Here is a 15,796-nt window from a genome sequence, read left to right on the forward strand (position 1 = left end):
GACGCGACCGTCGACGAGATGGCCGAGATGCGCGAGCGCGCCGACGAGGGGATCGCCACCGCCGAGGAGGCGCTGGAGGCGTTCACCGACCTCGCCGCGGGCGTGGAGGAGACGACGAGCGGGGTCGCCGAGATCCGCGACGCCACCGACGATCAGGCGACCTCGATCGAGGCGGTCGTCGACGCGGTCGAGTCGGTCGGCGACCTCGCCGAGGAGACGGCCGCGGACGCGGGCGACGCCACCGCGGTCGCGCACGCCCAGAAGACGTCGCTGACCGAGGTGGCCGCCGGCGCGTCGACGCTCGCCGACCGGACCGGAACGCTGGACGACGCGCTCGACGCGTACGACGCCGACGCGACCGACGACGAGGACGCGGTCGTCCTCGACTTCTGGCACGCGTTCGGCGGGCGAAAGGCGCGGCTCCTCGACGAGTTCGCGGCCGAGTTCGCCGCGGAGACCGACGGGATCGCGGTCCGGCCCGCCTCGAAGGGGAGCTACCGCGGCGTCTTCGAGGCGACGCTCGCGGCGGCCGACAGGGGCGACCCGCCGGCGATCGCACACCTCTACGAGATCGGGACCCAGCGCGCGCTCGACAGCGGCGCGTTCACGCCGGTCGAGCGCCTCCTCGACGCCGATGTCGGGGGCGTCGGCGGCTCCGACGGCGCGGGCGGTCCGGGGGCCGGCTTCTCCCCCGACGACCTGCTCGCTCCCGTGGCCAACTACTACCGGACCGACGGCGTCCTCCACTCGATGCCGTTCAACGCGTCGACGCCCGTGCTGTACTACGACCGCGCGGCGTTCGAGCGCGCCGGGCTGGACCCCGACGACCCGCCCGAGACGTTCGACGAGGTCCGCCGCTGCGCCGAGCGGCTCGTCGAGAGCGGCGCGACCGAGACGGGGATCACGTCCGCGACCTACTCGTGGTTCGTCGAGCAGTGGTTCGCCGAGGCCGGCGAGCCGCTCGTCGACGCCGACAACGGGCGGGGCGGCACGCCGACGGAGAGCCGGTTCGACGGCCCGGTCGCCGAGCGGATATACGAGTGGATCGCCGACATGGCGGCCGACGGCCTGTACCACGACCCGGGGATCGAGGCCCGCGGACAGGCCCGCGAGGCGTTCCACGAGGGGCGCGCCGGGATGCTGATCGGGTCGACCTCCGCGATGGTCGACGTCCGGGAGGGGGCCTCGTTCCCGGTCGGCGTCGGCTACTTCCCGGTCGCCGACGAGCGCCACGGCGTCGTCGTCGGCGGCGGGTCGCTGTGGGTCGCGGACGGCGCGTCGACCGCCGAGCAGCGCGCCGCGGCGGCGTTCCTCGGCTGGCTCGCGGCCCCGGAGCGACAGGCGCGCTGGCACCGCGAGACCGGCTACTTCCCGGTCCACGAGGGCGCGGTCGACCGGCTCGACCGCGACGGCTGGTTCGACGAGAACCCGGGCTACCGCACCGCCGTGAACCAGCTCCTCGACGCGGAGGACGGCGTCGCCACGACGGGCGCGCGGATCGGTCCGTTCGACACGGTCCGGACGCTCGTCGCCGAGGCGTCCGTCGACGCCCGCGAACACGGGGTCGACGACGCGCTCGACCGCCTCGCCGACAGCACCGCGCTCCAGCTCGAACGGTACGCTAACGAGCGCGCAGACGGGTCGTAGGCCCGGCGGTCTGCCGGAATCGCGCCGTCGCTCCCCGCTCCGCTCAGCGCCCGCGACGGACCCACTCGCGCAGGGTGAACCGGTCGTAGTCGGTCTCGGCCGCGACCTCCCACTCCTCGTCGTCCCACTGCGGGTAGTAGGTGTCACCCTCGTAGCTCCCGTCGACGTGGCTCAGCGCCATCCCGTCGAGATGGGGCTGGAACAGCTCGTAGACGGTCCCGCCCCCGAGGACGTACACGACCCCGTCCCCGTCGGTCCGGCTCGGCGTCGGGTCGGCCTCGGCGGCGACCGCCGTCTCGTCGTCGATCGCGTCCTCGGCGACCTCGCGGGCCAGCGCGAGCCCCGCCTCGACGCCGTTCGCGACCGTCGCGCTCGGCACGTCGACGGCGTCGACGCTGCGGCTCACGACGATCTGCCGGCTCCCGGGGAGGTCGTCGCGCATCGAGTCGAACGTGCGGCGGCCCAAGATTACGGGCGAGCCCGCGACGCGCTCGCGGTACTGCCTGACGTCCGCCTCGATGTGCGGCCACGGCACCTCGCCCTCTTTCCCGATCACCCGGTTCTCCGCGAGCGCGGCGACGCTGACGAGTCTCACGAGCCCAGTAGGGCGGCGTCGGTGAAAAATCCGCGCGTCGCGGTCGAACTCGACCGCCGGAACCCGGTCCCGACCGGACTCAGTCGTCCAGTCCGAGCAGGTCGAACGGGTAGCCGTTGTCCAGTTCGTCGGCGCGCTCGTAGACGACCCGGGCGGCCGCGACGTCCTGGATCGCGAGGCCGGTCGAGTCGAAGACGCTGACGCCGCTCACGCCGTCGGCGTCCGCGGGGGTGCCCGTCGCGCCGGGGCGGCCCGCCCGCCGGCCGACGACGATCTCGCCGACCTCGCCGTAGATGTCCTCGTCGGTGAGCGTCCCGGCCGCGTAGGGGACGTTGATCTCGCCGGAGTGCGTACACTGCTCGTGGTCGTCGATGACGACCGTGGCGTCCGAGAGGAGGTCGTCGGCCAGCTCGTGTTTGCCTTCCGCGTCCGCGCCCATCGCGTTGACGTGCGTGTGCTCGCCCACGTCGTCGGGGCCGACGATCGGGTCCTCGACCGGGGTCACCGTCGAGAGGATGTCGCAGTGGCCGGCCTCCGAGACCGATCCGGCGCGCACGTCGAACCGGTCCTCGAAGTGGTCGATGAAGGCGGCGACGCGCTCTTCGTCGAGGTCGCTCACGACGACCTCCTCGATGTCCCGCACCTCCGCGATCGCTTCCAACTGCGTGTACGACTGGACGCCCGCGCCGACGATCCCGAGCGAGGAGGCGTCGGGGACGGCGAGGTGGTCGGTGGCGACCGCGGCGGCCGCGCCGGTGCGCTTCATCGTCAGCGTCGTCCCGTCGAGCACCGCAAGCGGGAACGCCGTCTCCGGGTCGGAGTAGATCATCGTCCCCATCACGGTCGGGAGGTCGTGGTCGGCGGGGTTGTCGGTGTGGACGTTCACCCACTTGATCCCGGCGGCGTCCCACCCGTCGCCGGTCGCCGTCTCCTCGGCCACGTCCTCCTCGCGCACGTCGAGGTACGCGGGCATCGACCGGAAGTCGCCGTTGTACTCGGGCAGGTCGATGTACGACTTCGCCGGCATCTTGGCGTCGCCGCGCTCGTATGCCGTGAACGCGCCGCGGACCGCGTCGATCACGCGGTCCATCTCGGCGTTTTCCGACACGTCGTCCGCGTTGAGGAGCAGCGTCTGCATGCCGCAGAATTTGCCGGCCGGCACTTAGTCACTTCCGAACGCGCCTCGGATTGCCCCTTCCCAACACGACTCGAACGGTCCCTCCCGAACGTCCTCCGAGCGTCTCCCGAACCCCCGGGCGCTACTCGTCCGCCGCCGGAGAGTCGTCCGCCCCCGCCGGGATCACGACCGCGCGCAGGTCGTTGACGTTCGTCCCGGTCGGGCCGGTCCGGAGCAGCGCGCCGGCGTCGTCGAGGGCCCCGTACGCGTCGTGCGCGCCGAGCGCCCTCGCGGCCGCCTCGCGGTCGAGCGGACCGTCGTCGTCGCGGTCGCTCCCGTCTTCGCCCGCGAGCCGGTCGTCGACCAGCGCCCCCGCGGCGTCGGTACTTCCGTCGATCCCGTCGGTGTCGACGCTCGCGACGGCGACGCCACCGCCGTCCGGTCCCGCAGCGTCGAGTTCGAGCGCCGCCGACAGCGCGAACTCCTGATTCGGCCCGCCGCGTCCCGGGTCGTCGCCGAGCGTCACCGTCACCTCGCCAGCCGAGAGGACGACCGCGGGCGGGTCGACCGGGTCGCCGGCAGCCCGGCACTCCTCGGCGACCGCCGCGTGCGTCTTCGCCGCCTCCCGGGCCTCGCCGCGCACCCGCGAGGAGAGCACGAGCGGCTCGTACCCCCGCTCCGCCGCGACCTCGCGGGCCGCGTTCAGGGCCGTGCGCGCGCTCGCGACGACCCGGACCGCGACGCCGTCGAAGACCGGATCGTCCGGCCCGGGCGTCTCCGCGACCTCGCCGGCGACGCCGCGGTCGAGCCGCTCCTCGACGGCGGGCGGGACGCCGACGCCGTGCCGGTCGAGGACGGCGAACGCGTCCGCGTACGTCGTCGGATCGGGCGAGAGCGGGCCGCTCGCGATCACGCTCGGGTCGTCGCCGGTCACGTCGCTGACGGCGAGGCCGAGCGCGTCGGCGGGCGCGGCCGCCCGGGCCAGCCCGCCGCCCTTCACCGCCGAGAGGTGCTTTCGAACGGCGTTGATCTCGGCTATCGTCGCGCCGCTGGCCAGCAGCGCGTCGGTCGTCTCGCGCAGGTCGTCGAGCCCGACGCCCGCCGCGGGCGCGGCCAGCAGCGCGCTCCCGCCGCCCGTTATCAGCCCGATCACGAGGTCCGACGCGCCCGCGTCGGTCGCGACCGCCCGCACCCGCCGGGCGCTCTCGACGCCCGCCTCGCTCGGGGTCGGGTGGTCGCCGGGCAGGACCGCGACCCGCTCCGTCTCGACCGGGTCGTCGGTGACGACCGCGCCGCCGTCGATCCGGTCGCCGAGCAGTCCCTCCAGCGCGGCCGCGAAGTGGCCCGCCGCGTTGCCCGCGCCGACGACCACGACCCGGTCGTACCCGTTGAGGTCGCGGCTCGCGGTCCGGCCGTCGACGGTCGTGACGACGAGTCGGCCGTCCTCCACGGCGAGCGCGTCCGCGACGACTCCGGCCGGGTGCGCCGCCTCGACCCCGGCGGTGACGCAGTCGAGCGCGAGCTCGCGGGCCGGGTCGCTGGCGTGTCGGTCTCGGTCGGCGACGGTGAGCTCGTCGGAGCGGTCGGTCATGAATCAGGTCTCTCGCCCTCGGATTCACCCCGACGCCTCAAGAGCGCTCCGGCGGGGTGGCGTCGAGGGCGTTCCGGCGACGCCGTACGTCCGCGTCGCCCGGACCGCCTCAGAGGATGACGCCGCGGGTCGAGAGGACGTAGTAGACGACGAGCAGCGCGGCGATGACGTACTGGCCGAGCGCGACCTCGTCGGCCTCGCCGACGGCGAGCTTGATGATCGGATACGCGACGATGCCGGCCGCCAGCCCGTCCGCGATGGAGTAGGCGAACGGCATCACGGTGACCGTGAGCCCCGCGGAGACCGCCCACGCGGGGTCGCTCCAGTCGACCTCGACGAGCCCCTGGAGCATCATCACGCCGACGACGATCAGCGCGGTGAAGGAGGCGTACGCCGGGATCGCCGCCACGACGGGGATCACGACCAGCGACGCGACGAAGAGCAGCGCGACGACCAGCGCCGTGAGGCCGGTTCGGCCGCCCTCCTCGACGCCGGTCGACGACTCGATGTACGTCGTCACCGTGGAGGTGCCGAGCATCGCGCCGGCGGTGGTACCGACCGCGTCGGCCATCAGCGGCCTGTCCATGTCGGGGAGGTCGCCGTCCTCGTCGAGGAAGTCGCCGAACTGCGAGACGCCGATCAGCGTCCCGGCGGTGTCGAAGAAGTCGACGAAAAAGAACGTGAACACGACGAGGACGAACGTGAGCGGGTCGATCCCGGAGAGCCCGTCGACGAACGCGCCCGCGAGCGGCGTGATGTCGTACTGGGCCGCCGGCAGCGACTCGGGCGTGATCGTCCCGCGGTCGAAGAACCCGGCGAGGGTGAGCCCCCAGCCGGCGAGCGACGTGGTCACGATCCCGAGGACGATGGCACCGGTGACGTTCCGCGCCCACAGCACGAACGTGAGGACGAGGCCGAGGACGCCGAGGATCGCCCACGGGTTCCCGAATATCCCGCCGAGCGTGACGAGCGTCGAGTCGTCGGGGACGACGATCTGGAGCTCCTGGAGGCCGATGAACAGCAGGAACAGTCCGATACCGGCCCCGACGGACTTCTTCACCGGCTCGGGGAACAACCGGATGACGTACTCGCGAGCCCCGACCGCGGTCAGGAGCATGAACAGGACGCCCTCGACGAACACCGCCGCGAGCGCCGTCTGCCACGAGATGCCGAGCCCCAACACGACCGTGTACGCGAAGAAGGCGTTGAGCCCGAGTCCGGGGGCGAGCCCGAACGGGCGGTTGGCGTACAGCGCCATCACGACCGTCCCGACCGCCGCCGAGAGGATCGTCGCGATGGCGATCATCTGGAACACCTCGCCCTGTCCGTACCCCTCGATCTGGATCGCCTCCGAGAGGATCGCGGGGTTCACCACGATGATGTACGACATCGCGAGGAACGTGGTGAGCCCGGCGACCAGTTCGGTGCGGACGTCCGACCCGTGCGACTCGACGTCGAACCGCGCGGCCAGCGTGTCTGAAAGCCCCATTGAACGGGTGAGTGTTCCCCGGGATCGAGTGATAAGCCTTGCTGAACGCCTCGGTGACTGATCCATAAATACGGATCAAAAACGCCCTCCGGGCGAATTATTTCCGCAGAATATGCTCGAACGTGGTTACTCGAACGTCGTCAGCGCCCCGACCGGCGCGTCGGTGATCGCTCGCGCGCGGTCCATCCCCTCGTCGCCGACCGCGATGAGCGCGAACACGCCGGTGACGTCGCCGTCGCCCTGTAGCGCGATGTCGAGGAGGAGCTCCTGGGTCTCGCCCGAGCGGATCAGGTCGTCGACGACCAACACCGTGTCGCCGGCGTCGATGGCGCTCGCCGGGAGGTAGTAGGTGAGCTCGATGCCGGAGGCGAGCCGCTGGCGCGACTCGATGAACTCCTCGACCGCGGTCTCCTTCGACTTCTTGGCGTACGCCAAGCGGGCGTCGAAGAAGGAGGCCATCGCCGCGCCCAGCGTGATCCCGTCGGTCGCGGCCGTGAGGACCACGTCCGGCGACTCGAACTCGAACGTCTCCGCGGCGACCGGGGCCACGAGGTCGAGGAACGACTGGTCGAAGACGACGCCGGAGTTGTCGACGTACCCCTCGTCGTCGAACTCGACGCGCGCGACCAGCTCGTCGGCGAGCGCCTCGCGCCCGACCGACTCGACGACCTCGCTCGCGCGGTCCGTGCCGGGCAGGACGTGGCCGTTCACGTACCGGTTCAGGTCGCCCGCGGGCAGTCCGGTGACCGCCGACAGCTCCTCGTACGTCCGCGTCTCCTTCAGCATCCGCAACACGGCGACCGCCTGTAGCTGGAGGGCCGCCTTCTCTGCGCGATTCATACCGATGATCGTGATCGCACAAGTATGAATACGTCGAAGTCAGACGCCGGGATCGATACCCACGCACGTGGTTCTCACGCCTCGGGCGCGTCGAAGAACACCGCGGGGTCGTCGACCGCGACCTCGACGTGGTCGCGGTCGTCGAGGGGGCGCAACCGGACGGTGAGCGACCCCGACGCCTCGGCGGCCGCGCGCAGCGAGGCGAGGTCGTCGTCTCGGAGGTACGTCGGCACGCACAGCACCACCGCCGCCGCCTCGTCGGTCGCGACCACGAGCCGGTACGCGACGCCCCCCGCGGCCCCCGCGTACACGTCGACGCCGTCGATCGCGGCGTCCTCGACCGCCGACAGCGCCTCCTCGAACTCCGACCCGGGCAGCAACACGTCGATCCGGGCGGCGTCGGGCACGGGGTTCACGTCGCCGGGATGGGCCGTCAACGCCCGCCAGCCGCGCTCTCGGTACGCCGCCGCGGTCGACTCCGCGTCCTCCTCGACCGCCCCCCACCGCGGTCCGGGATCGGCTCCGTTCATGGGCCCCGGCTACCGCCCCCGCCCCTACATAGGCGTCGGTTTCCACTCGCGCCGGAGACGCCCGTTCCGCCGCTGATCGGCGGGAATTCGGCGAGACGTTCTGTCAACGGATCGCCAGCAGGCGGTGGCGACAGACGCTGCGTCGACGGTGTTCAGATAAGGTTTGAAAGTGAGGCGGTGCGTTTTCAAAGTGTTCTATGCCAGAAAACGACCGCCTCAGCGGCTGTTTAGANCAAATGATCTGCTACACACACGGCTTGAACCGACGAGAAATAACGCGATCGCAGATCGGTTTTTCGCGGAACTCCGCGAAAAACACGACGTAGATGACGCGATCTTTCTCGTTGATGGTGCGGCTCCACTTCAGCGAGCCTGTCGTAAACACGGCCTCGATTTCAGATACGAACGACATGGAAATCGGAACAGCGTCGAACGTGTCTTTCGTGAGGTAAAACGCAGAACTACCAGTTTCTCAAACTGTTTCAGCAACGCCGAAGCAGAAACAGCAAACGAGTGGCTCAGATCCTTTGCCTTCGCATGGAATCAGCTTATCTGAACACTACCNACTGTTTCAGCAACGCCGAAGCAGAAACAGCAAACGAGTGGCTCAGATCCTTTGCCTTCGCATGGAATCAGCTTATCTGAACACTACCGCTGCGTCCGCCGGTAGGTTCATAACGTTCTGTCGTATGGGATCGCCTATGCCTACTGACAACGACGATCACATCGATAGGCGGACGGTACTCAAGTACGCCGGGACGGCCGGCGCGGTCGGGCTCGCGGGGTGTTCCGGAAACGGCGGCGACGGCGGCGACGGCGAGGACGGGATGGACGGCGAAGACGGCGAGGACGGCATGGACGGCGAGGACGGCGAGGACGGCGGCGACGCCTTCGAACTCGGCGTCACCATGGGCCAGATGGACTCCGGGCTCGACCCGCAGGACCACGCCGAGACGAACACGGAGATCATCGTCGGGCAGGCGTACGAGGGCCTCCTCGACCGCGACAAGGAGGGCGGCATCATCGCCGGCCTCGCGGACGACTGGGAGCGGACCGACGACGGGAGCGTCCGGTTCACGCTCCGGGACGGCGTCACGTTCCACAACGGCGACGACCTGACCGCGGAGGACGTCCGCTTTAGCATCCGCCGGATCGTCTTCGAGGACGTCGGCATCGCCAGTCCGCAGTCGAACGACCTCGGCGTGGTCGACGAGGTGACGGCCGGCGACGGCGAGGTGACGGTCTCGTTCGAGGGGTACAACCCGATCGCCTTCCAGCTGTTCGCGACGAACGGCGAAATCGTCCAGCAGTCGTGGGTCGAGGAGAACGGCGGCGACTACATCAACCGGAACGCGAACGGGACCGGCCCGTTCCGCGTCACGGAGTACAGCTCGGGTACCGAGATTCTCTACGAGCCGAACGAGGACTACTGGGACGGCGCGCCGGCGGTCGACGAACTCAGGATGAGCGCCTCCAGCGAGTCGAGCACGCGAGTCAACCAGCTGCTCGCCGAGGAGACCGACATCGTGACGAACGTCCCGCCAAACGAGGTCTCCCGGGTGAACAACTCCGACGTGGCGACGATCAACTCCGTGCCGAGCGCGCGGATCATCTTCCTCCAGATGCGCTACGACGTGGAGCCGTTCTCCAGCCAGCAGTTCCGGCAGGCGCTCAACCACGCGGTCGACGTCGGGAGCATCATCGAGAACGTGCTCAACGGGTTCGGCAACATCACCGCCCAGCCGACGCTGGAGGGACACGTCGGCTACAACCCCGACATCGATCCGTACCCGTACGACCCCGACGAGGCCGAGCGGCTCGTCGAGGAGTCCGGCCACGCGGGCGTCGAGATCACCCTGGAGACGCCGATCGGTCGGTACCTCCGGGACGTCGACATCGCGCAGGCGGCGGCCAACCAGATCGACTCGCTGTCGAACGTCTCCTGTGAGGTCGAACAGCGCGAGTTCTCCTCGCTCGTCCAGGACGTCACCGCGCCGGACATCGAGGACCGCCCGCACTTCAACCTCCTCGGCTGGGGGAACGGCGAGTTCGACGGCAGCCAGACGCTGACGCCGCTGCTCTCGTCGAGCGGCGCGCTGACGGTCCTCGAAAACGAGGAGCTCGACGGACTGCTCACGGACGCCGAGGCGACGGAGGACCCCGACGAGCGCGTCGAGATCCTCCAGGAGGCGAACCAGCTCGCCCACGACCTCGCGCCGTGGGTGTTCATGCACCAGCAGTTCAGCGTCTACGGCGTCTCCAGCGACATCTCGTGGGAGCCGCGGACCGACGAGTTCATCGACCCCGACACCGCCACCCAACAGTAACGCCGCCGCCACCTCTCCATACCGTTATTAATGTCATTCGGCAGATTCGCACTCAAAAGAAGCCTCCAAGGGGTCGGGGTCGTCTGGGGCGTCATCACGGTCGTGTTCGCGCTCCGGTTCGTCACGCCCGGCAGCGCGATCAACGCGGTCGCGCCGCTCGACGCCTCACAGGAGACGCGGGCCGCCATCGCCGCGGAGCTGGGGCTCGATCAACCGCTGTACGTCCAGTACGGCCAGTACGTCTTCAACCTGCTTCAGGGGGACATGGGACGGTCGTACATCAAGGGACAGGAGGTCACGACGCTCGTGTTCGAGCGGCTCCCCGCCACCGTCGAGCTGGCGGTCGCCGCCAGCGTCGTCGCGATCGCCCTCGCGATCCCGCTCGGCGTCGTCAGCGCCACGAACCGGAACGAACCCGTCGACTACGGCGCGACGCTACTGTCGCTCGGCGGCATCTCCACCCCGAACTTCTGGCTCGGGATCATGCTCATCCTGATCTTCGCCGTGGAGTTCGACGTGTTCAACACCAGCGGCCGCGGGGTCGACGTCGGCGACGTCGCGCTGTCGGTGGTGAACGCCGAGCCGTTCGTCGGGACGCTGCTGGCGTGGCTCGCGTACATCACGCTGCCCGCGATCGCCTTGGGAACCTACTTCATGGCGCTCATCACCCGGCTGACGCGGTCGGGGATGTTGGACGAGCTCAGCAAGGGCTACGTCCAGGCCGCGCGGGCCAAGGGGCTCCCCCGGACGCTGATCCGGTACAAACACGCGCTCCGGAACACGCTCATCCCCGTGATCACCGTCCTCGGGCTTCAGCTCGGGACGCTGATCGGCGGGGCCGTCATCACGGAGGCGGTGTTCTCGTGGCCCGGCCTCGGCACGCTGGTCATCGAGAGCATCAACCAGCGCGACTGGCCGGCGCTCCAGGGGAGCCTCATCGTCATCGGGACGAGCTTCGTCCTCGTGAACATCCTCGTCGACGTTGTGTACGCCTATCTCGACCCGGAGGTAGTGAACGACTAACATGGTATCTTCACGTGTCATCCGAAATCTCAAGAAGGAGTTCAGAGGTAGCGGGCTCGCGAAGCTCGGGCTGGCGCTGGTGGTCCTCATCACCTTGACCGCCGTCTTCGCCCCCTTCGTCGCGCCCCACGACCCGACCGAGCAACAGCTGGACCAGAGCGAGCTGCCGCCGGTCGGCTTCTCGGAGACCACCGAGCGGACCACCTCGCAGATGGTCGACGGCGAGATCCAGACGGTCACCGAGGAGGTCGAGATCACGGCCGATCCGGACCACGTCTTCGGCACCGACGGGCTCGGCCGCGACATGTTCTCGCGGGTGGTGTACGGCGCTCGCACCTCGCTCGTCGTCGGCGTGCTGGGGACCCTGCTCGCAGCCTCCATCGGCGTCCCCGTGGGGCTGCTCGCCGGCTACCACCGCGGGCGCGTCGACGACGCGCTGATGCGGATCGCCGACGTGAGCCTCGCGTTCCCGTCGCTCGTGTTAGCGGTCGCGCTGATCGGGCTGTGGGGCCGCGCGGCGGTGGACGTCCCCGACCCGTTCGTCGTCGCCGGGCTCGCGCCGGGGATGCCGGAGAGCTTCGTGCTGCCGATAACGGTGGTGCTCGTCGTCGGCCTCGTCAACTGGGTGTGGTTCGCCCGCGTCGCCCGCGGGGAGGCGCTCTCCCTGCGCGGGCAGGAGTACGTGAAGGCGTCGCGCGCGCTCGGGGCCGACGACAACGCGATCATCCTTCGGCACGTCCTGCCGAACGCGGTGACGCCGATCATCGTCCTCGGGACGGTCCAGGTGGCGGCGATCATCCTCTTGGAGAGCTCGCTGTCGTTCCTCGGCTTCTCCGGGACGACGCTGTCGTGGGGCTTCGACATCTCGCAGGGCCGCGACTACGTCTCCTCGGGACAGTGGTGGATCGCCTCGATCCCCGGCCTCGCGATCATGCTGTCGGTGATCGGGATCAACCTGCTCGGCGACTGGCTCCGCGACGCCTTGGACCCCGGCATCGAGGGCGAAGGGGGTGCCGCATGAGCGACGCCCCCCGCGTCGGCGACGCCGAGGAGGGGGTCGCCCCCCGATCGACCGGCGACGCGACCCCGACCGGGACGCCGGGGGCCGACGACGTGCTCTCGGTCCGGGACCTCTCGACCCGGTTCTTCACCGAGGAGGGACAGATCAACGCGGTCGAGTCCGTCTCCTTCGACCTCCGGGAGGACGAGATCCTCGGCGTCGTCGGCGAGTCCGGCTCCGGCAAGTCGGTGACGGCGCTGTCGCTGGTCGACCTCGTCGAGACGCCCGGCCGGGTCACCGCCGGCGAGGTGTGGTACCGCGACCCCGACCTCGCGGACGAGTTCCGCGGCGACGACTCGGTGCGGGTCGACGGGGGCCACGTCGACCTCCGGACCGTGCCGCCCCGGGTTCGCCGGTCCCTCAGGGGGCCGTCGTTCAGCGTCATCTTCCAGGACCCGATGAGCAGTTTCAACCCCTCCATCACCGTCGGCGAGCAGATCGCAGAGGCGGTCGAGGTGCAGCGCCGGGCGCGGGCGAACCCGCGCTCGACGCGCTCGCGGACGCAGGGGTACGGGCTGGGGAAGTACCTGCTCGACGGGATCGTTCCCGGCCGCGACTACACGAGCGGGGAGAGCATGGACCGGGCCGTCGAACTGCTCGGACAGGTGGGGATCCCGGACCCCGAGGAGCGCGTCGACGAGTACCCCGGCCAGTTCTCCGGGGGGATGCTCCAGCGCGCGATGATCGCGCAGGCGCTCGCCGGCGAACCCGACGTGCTGATCGCCGACGAGCCGACGACCGCGCTCGACGTGACGATCCAGGCGCAGATCCTGAACCTGCTGAAGGAGATTCAGGCGGACCGCGGGATGAGCATCGTGCTCATCACCCACGACCTCGGCGTGATCGCCGAGATGTGCGACCGCGTCTGCGTGATGTACGCGGGCGAGGTCGTCGAGCGCGGCACGCTCGACTCGGTGTTCAACGAGACCGTCCACCCGTACACGCGGGGGCTGCTCGGGTCGATCCCCGACGTGGACGACCCGAAGGCGCGGCTCGAACCGATCGGCGGCAACGTCCCGAGCCTGGTCGACGCCGAGATGGGCGACCGGTGTTACTTCGCGGACCGGTGTCCGAAGGCGATGGAGGCGTGCCTCGACCGGCCCGCCGAACGCACCGTCGACGCCGCCGCCGACCACGGGGCCAAGTGCGTCCTCGCCGACCGCGAGTACGACCCGGCGGACGCGCTCCCGCAAGCGTATTTCGACGAAGACGGAGGTGAGGACGAATGAGCGACCCGCTGCTCTCCGTCGACGGGCTGAAGAAGTACTACGCGGACGACCAGTCGCTCGTCGACCGCCTGCTCGGCGCGGAGTCGGAGAGCGTGAAGGCCGTCGACGGCGTCTCCTTCGACGTCCGAGAGGGGGAGACGCTGGGGCTGGTCGGCGAGTCCGGCTGCGGGAAGTCGACGACGGGCGAGACGGTGTTGCGCCTGCGCGAGCCGACCGCCGGCGAGGTCACGTTCGACGGGGCGGACCTCCGCGAGATGACCGACGGCGAGCTGACGGAGTTCCGGCAACGGGCGCAGATCGTGTTCCAGGACCCGTTCTCCAGTCTCGACCCGCGGATGACCACCGGCGACATCGTCGCCGAGGGGCTCCGTATCCACGGGCTCCCCCGGAGCGACCCGAGCGTCGAGACGACCGCCGACCTGACCGTCGAGGGGGCCTCCCTCGACGCCGGAGCCGTCACGGTTCGCGTCGACGGCGACGTCGACCGCGTCGTCGACGCCGAGGGAGGGGCCGCGCGGGTCGCCGTCACCGTCCGCGAGGACGAGGCGGGCGTCGTCGCCGCCCTCGACCGGCAGGGAGACNGAGGGGCCGCGCGGGTCGCCGTCACCGTCCGCGAGGACGAGGCGGGCGTCGTCGCCGCCCTCGACCGGCAGGGAGACCTGCTCGGAACGACCGTCGAGACGACCGGCGACGAGGAGATCGTCGTGACGGTCTCCGTCGACGCCTCGGATCGAGAGATCCGCCGGGCCCGCGCCGGGGACCTGCTCGAACGCGTCGGGCTCTCGGCCGACCAGATCGACCGGTACCCGCACGAGTTCTCCGGCGGGCAGCGCCAGCGGATCGGGATCGCCCGGGCGCTCGCCTTAGACCCCGACTTCGTCGTCTTGGACGAGCCGGTGTCGGCGCTCGACGTGAGCGTTCAGGCGCAGATCCTGAACCTCCTCGACGACCTCCAGGAGGACTTCGGGCTGACGTTCCTCTTCATCGCGCACAACCTCGGCGTGGTCCGGCACGTCTGCGACCGCGTCGCGGTGATGTACCTCGGCGAGATCGTCGAGATCGGGCCGGTCGAGGAGATCTTCGACGACCCCGCGCACCCGTACACGAAGGCGCTGCTGTCGAGCGTGCCGCGCGCGACCACGGAGGCGCGCGACGAGGCGTTCGACACGCTCCGCGGCGACGTGCCCTCGCCGCGGAACCCGCCTCCGGGCTGCCGGTTCCACACGCGCTGTCCGCAGGCGCGCGCGGCCTGCCGGGAGTCGACGCCCCCCGCGTACGACGTGGGCGACGGCCGGACGGCGACCTGCTTCCGGACGGACGACGACCACGCGTACTGGGACAGCGAGCCGATCGGCGAGAACGCCGTCGAAGAACCGGCCGACGACTGAACCGGCCTCTCCTCGCAGTCGCCGTCCGGGGCGGCTCCTACCGCTCGCGGACGACGACGAACTCCGCCAGATCGCGGAGGTACTCGATCGCCTCGGTCTCCGGCGGGTCGGCGTCGTCGAGGGCCGCGAGCGCGCGCTCGGACTCCGCACGGGCGCGCTCGTTGATCTCCTCCGGCGACAGCGACGTGACCTGAAGGACGCTCGGTCGGTCCATCTCGGCGTCCTGCCCGGTCGGCTTGCCGAGGTCGTCGGCGTCGGCGGTGGCGTCCAACACGTCGTCGCGCATCTGGAAGGCGACGCCGACGCGCTCGGCGTACTCGCCGAACGAGTCGATCGCGTGCGGCTCCGCGCCGCCCGCGACCGCGCCGAGCTCGGCGGCGGCGCGGAACAGCGCGCCCGTCTTCCGGCGCGCCAGCTGCATGTACTCCTGCTCGTTGGTCGGTCGCGCCGCCAGCTCCGTCGCCTCGCCCTCGCCGAGTTCGACCATCGCCTCGGCGACGGTGCGCATCGCGCGCGGGTCCGTCGAGAACAGCGCGAACGCCTCGCCGAGCAGGCCGTCGCTGGCGATGATCGCCGGGCCGTAGCCGAACTCGGCCCACGCGGCGGCGGTGCCGCGGCGGACCTCGGAGCGGTCGATGATGTCGTCGACCACGAGCGACGCGTTGTGGACGAACTCGATGCCGGCCGCGAAGTCGACCGCCGCCTCCGGGTCGCCGTCGAACGCCTCGCACGCGAGGACGGTCACCGCGGGGCGGACCCGCTTGCCGCCCGCGAGGACGACGTGACCGACCTCGTCGGACAGCTCGTCGGGCTCGACGTCGTCGATGACCGACTCGATCCGGTCCTCGACTAACCCGACCCGACGCTGCAAATACTCCATCTACCGTGCGGAGGGGACGCCCGCGCAAAGGCCTAACGGAACCGCCGGCGGAGTCGGATCCACCGACTGCGCGACGAGCG

The 15,796-nt window shown here is 70.5% G+C and carries 13 protein-coding genes and 1 pseudogene; 7 read left to right on the forward strand and 7 right to left on the reverse strand.

Annotated features, from left to right (window positions below; translation table 11 throughout):
- The coding region (locus tag C472_RS09155) for an extracellular solute-binding protein (RefSeq protein ID WP_006629542.1) at positions 1–1,647 on the forward strand (1,647 nt) is incomplete at its 5' end.
- A 43-nt stretch (positions 1,648–1,690) separates the two neighbouring features.
- On the opposite strand, the gene C472_RS09160 is transcribed toward C472_RS09155, so the two are convergent.
- The 6 genes from C472_RS09160 to C472_RS09185 all read right to left on the reverse strand — a co-directional run bounded on the left by C472_RS09160 (position 1,691) and on the right by C472_RS09185 (position 7,809).
- Complete coding sequence (locus C472_RS09160) at positions 1,691–2,242, reverse strand: dihydrofolate reductase (RefSeq protein ID WP_006629543.1); 552 nt, start codon at positions 2,240–2,242, stop codon at positions 1,691–1,693.
- A gap of 79 nt (positions 2,243–2,321) precedes the next feature.
- On the reverse strand, positions 2,322–3,380 hold the full coding sequence (locus tag C472_RS09165) for an alanine dehydrogenase (protein ID WP_006629544.1): 1,059 nt from the start codon (positions 3,378–3,380) through the stop codon (positions 2,322–2,324).
- 121 nt (positions 3,381–3,501) lie between these two features.
- Positions 3,502–4,950, reverse strand: a complete 1,449-nt coding sequence (locus C472_RS09170) for a glycerate kinase type-2 family protein (protein ID WP_006629545.1) — start codon at positions 4,948–4,950, stop codon at positions 3,502–3,504.
- A gap of 109 nt (positions 4,951–5,059) precedes the next feature.
- A complete protein-coding gene (locus C472_RS09175; RefSeq protein WP_006629546.1) occupies positions 5,060–6,439 on the reverse strand; it encodes an NCS2 family permease in 1,380 nt (459 codons plus the stop codon).
- 126 nt (positions 6,440–6,565) lie between these two features.
- On the reverse strand, positions 6,566–7,279 hold the full coding sequence (locus tag C472_RS09180) for a phosphoribosyltransferase family protein (protein ID WP_006629547.1): 714 nt from the start codon (positions 7,277–7,279) through the stop codon (positions 6,566–6,568).
- A 74-nt stretch (positions 7,280–7,353) separates the two neighbouring features.
- A complete protein-coding gene (locus tag C472_RS09185; protein WP_006629548.1) occupies positions 7,354–7,809 on the reverse strand; it encodes a DUF7529 family protein in 456 nt (151 codons plus the stop codon).
- Between the two features lie 235 nt (positions 7,810–8,044).
- Between C472_RS09185 and C472_RS16360 the strand changes: the two are divergent.
- The 6 genes and pseudogenes from C472_RS16360 to C472_RS09210 form a co-directional block, all read left to right on the forward strand.
- Positions 8,045–8,365: pseudogene (locus C472_RS16360) on the forward strand (IS6 family transposase); the annotation flags it as partial.
- Between the two features lie 145 nt (positions 8,366–8,510).
- Complete coding sequence (locus C472_RS09190) at positions 8,511–10,136, forward strand: ABC transporter substrate-binding protein (RefSeq protein WP_006629550.1); 1,626 nt, start codon at positions 8,511–8,513, stop codon at positions 10,134–10,136.
- A 30-nt stretch (positions 10,137–10,166) separates the two neighbouring features.
- Entirely contained in the window at positions 10,167–11,159 is a 993-nt protein-coding gene (locus tag C472_RS09195; RefSeq protein ID WP_049906485.1) for an ABC transporter permease, read from the forward strand.
- Position 11,160: 1 nt separating this feature from the next.
- A complete protein-coding gene (locus C472_RS09200; RefSeq protein ID WP_049906486.1) occupies positions 11,161–12,180 on the forward strand; it encodes an ABC transporter permease in 1,020 nt (339 codons plus the stop codon).
- On the forward strand, positions 12,177–13,448 hold the full coding sequence (locus C472_RS09205; RefSeq protein ID WP_006629553.1) for an ABC transporter ATP-binding protein: 1,272 nt from the start codon (positions 12,177–12,179) through the stop codon (positions 13,446–13,448). Before C472_RS09200 ends, C472_RS09205 begins: the two co-directional genes overlap by 4 nt.
- Complete coding sequence (locus C472_RS09210; RefSeq protein ID WP_006629554.1) at positions 13,445–14,836, forward strand: ABC transporter ATP-binding protein; 1,392 nt, start codon at positions 13,445–13,447, stop codon at positions 14,834–14,836. The genes C472_RS09205 and C472_RS09210 overlap by 4 nt, the downstream gene beginning before the upstream one ends.
- A gap of 37 nt (positions 14,837–14,873) precedes the next feature.
- Here the strand turns inward: C472_RS09210 and C472_RS09215 are convergent, their stop codons facing one another.
- Positions 14,874–15,716: a polyprenyl synthetase family protein gene (locus C472_RS09215; RefSeq protein ID WP_006629555.1), complete on the reverse strand. Its 843-nt coding sequence runs from the start codon at positions 15,714–15,716 to the stop codon at positions 14,874–14,876.
- Positions 15,717–15,796 lie beyond the last annotated feature (80 nt).

Origin of the sequence: Halorubrum tebenquichense DSM 14210 (genome assembly GCF_000337415.1) — an archaeon.
In the GTDB taxonomy this organism is placed as follows: domain Archaea; phylum Halobacteriota; class Halobacteria; order Halobacteriales; family Haloferacaceae; genus Halorubrum; species Halorubrum tebenquichense.

What these genes read in the sequence shown, in the direction of transcription:
- C472_RS09175 (WP_006629546.1), bottom strand. Translation starts at nt 6,439, where the DNA reads ATGGGGCTTTCAGACACGCTGGCCGCGCGGTTCGACGTCGAGTCGCAC.
- C472_RS09195 (WP_049906485.1), top strand. Translation starts at nt 10,167, where the DNA reads ATGTCATTCGGCAGATTCGCACTCAAAAGAAGCCTCCAAGGGGTCGGG.
- C472_RS09165 (WP_006629544.1), bottom strand. Translation starts at nt 3,380, where the DNA reads ATGCAGACGCTGCTCCTCAACGCGGACGACGTGTCGGAAAACGCCGAG.
- C472_RS09215 (WP_006629555.1), bottom strand. Translation starts at nt 15,716, where the DNA reads ATGGAGTATTTGCAGCGTCGGGTCGGGTTAGTCGAGGACCGGATCGAG.
- C472_RS09190 (WP_006629550.1), top strand. Translation starts at nt 8,511, where the DNA reads ATGCCTACTGACAACGACGATCACATCGATAGGCGGACGGTACTCAAG.
- C472_RS09185 (WP_006629548.1), bottom strand. Translation starts at nt 7,809, where the DNA reads ATGAACGGAGCCGATCCCGGACCGCGGTGGGGGGCGGTCGAGGAGGAC.
- C472_RS09200 (WP_049906486.1), top strand. Translation starts at nt 11,161, where the DNA reads ATGGTATCTTCACGTGTCATCCGAAATCTCAAGAAGGAGTTCAGAGGT.
- C472_RS09205 (WP_006629553.1), top strand. Translation starts at nt 12,177, where the DNA reads ATGAGCGACGCCCCCCGCGTCGGCGACGCCGAGGAGGGGGTCGCCCCC.
- C472_RS09170 (WP_006629545.1), bottom strand. Translation starts at nt 4,950, where the DNA reads ATGACCGACCGCTCCGACGAGCTCACCGTCGCCGACCGAGACCGACAC.
- C472_RS09180 (WP_006629547.1), bottom strand. Translation starts at nt 7,279, where the DNA reads ATGAATCGCGCAGAGAAGGCGGCCCTCCAGCTACAGGCGGTCGCCGTG.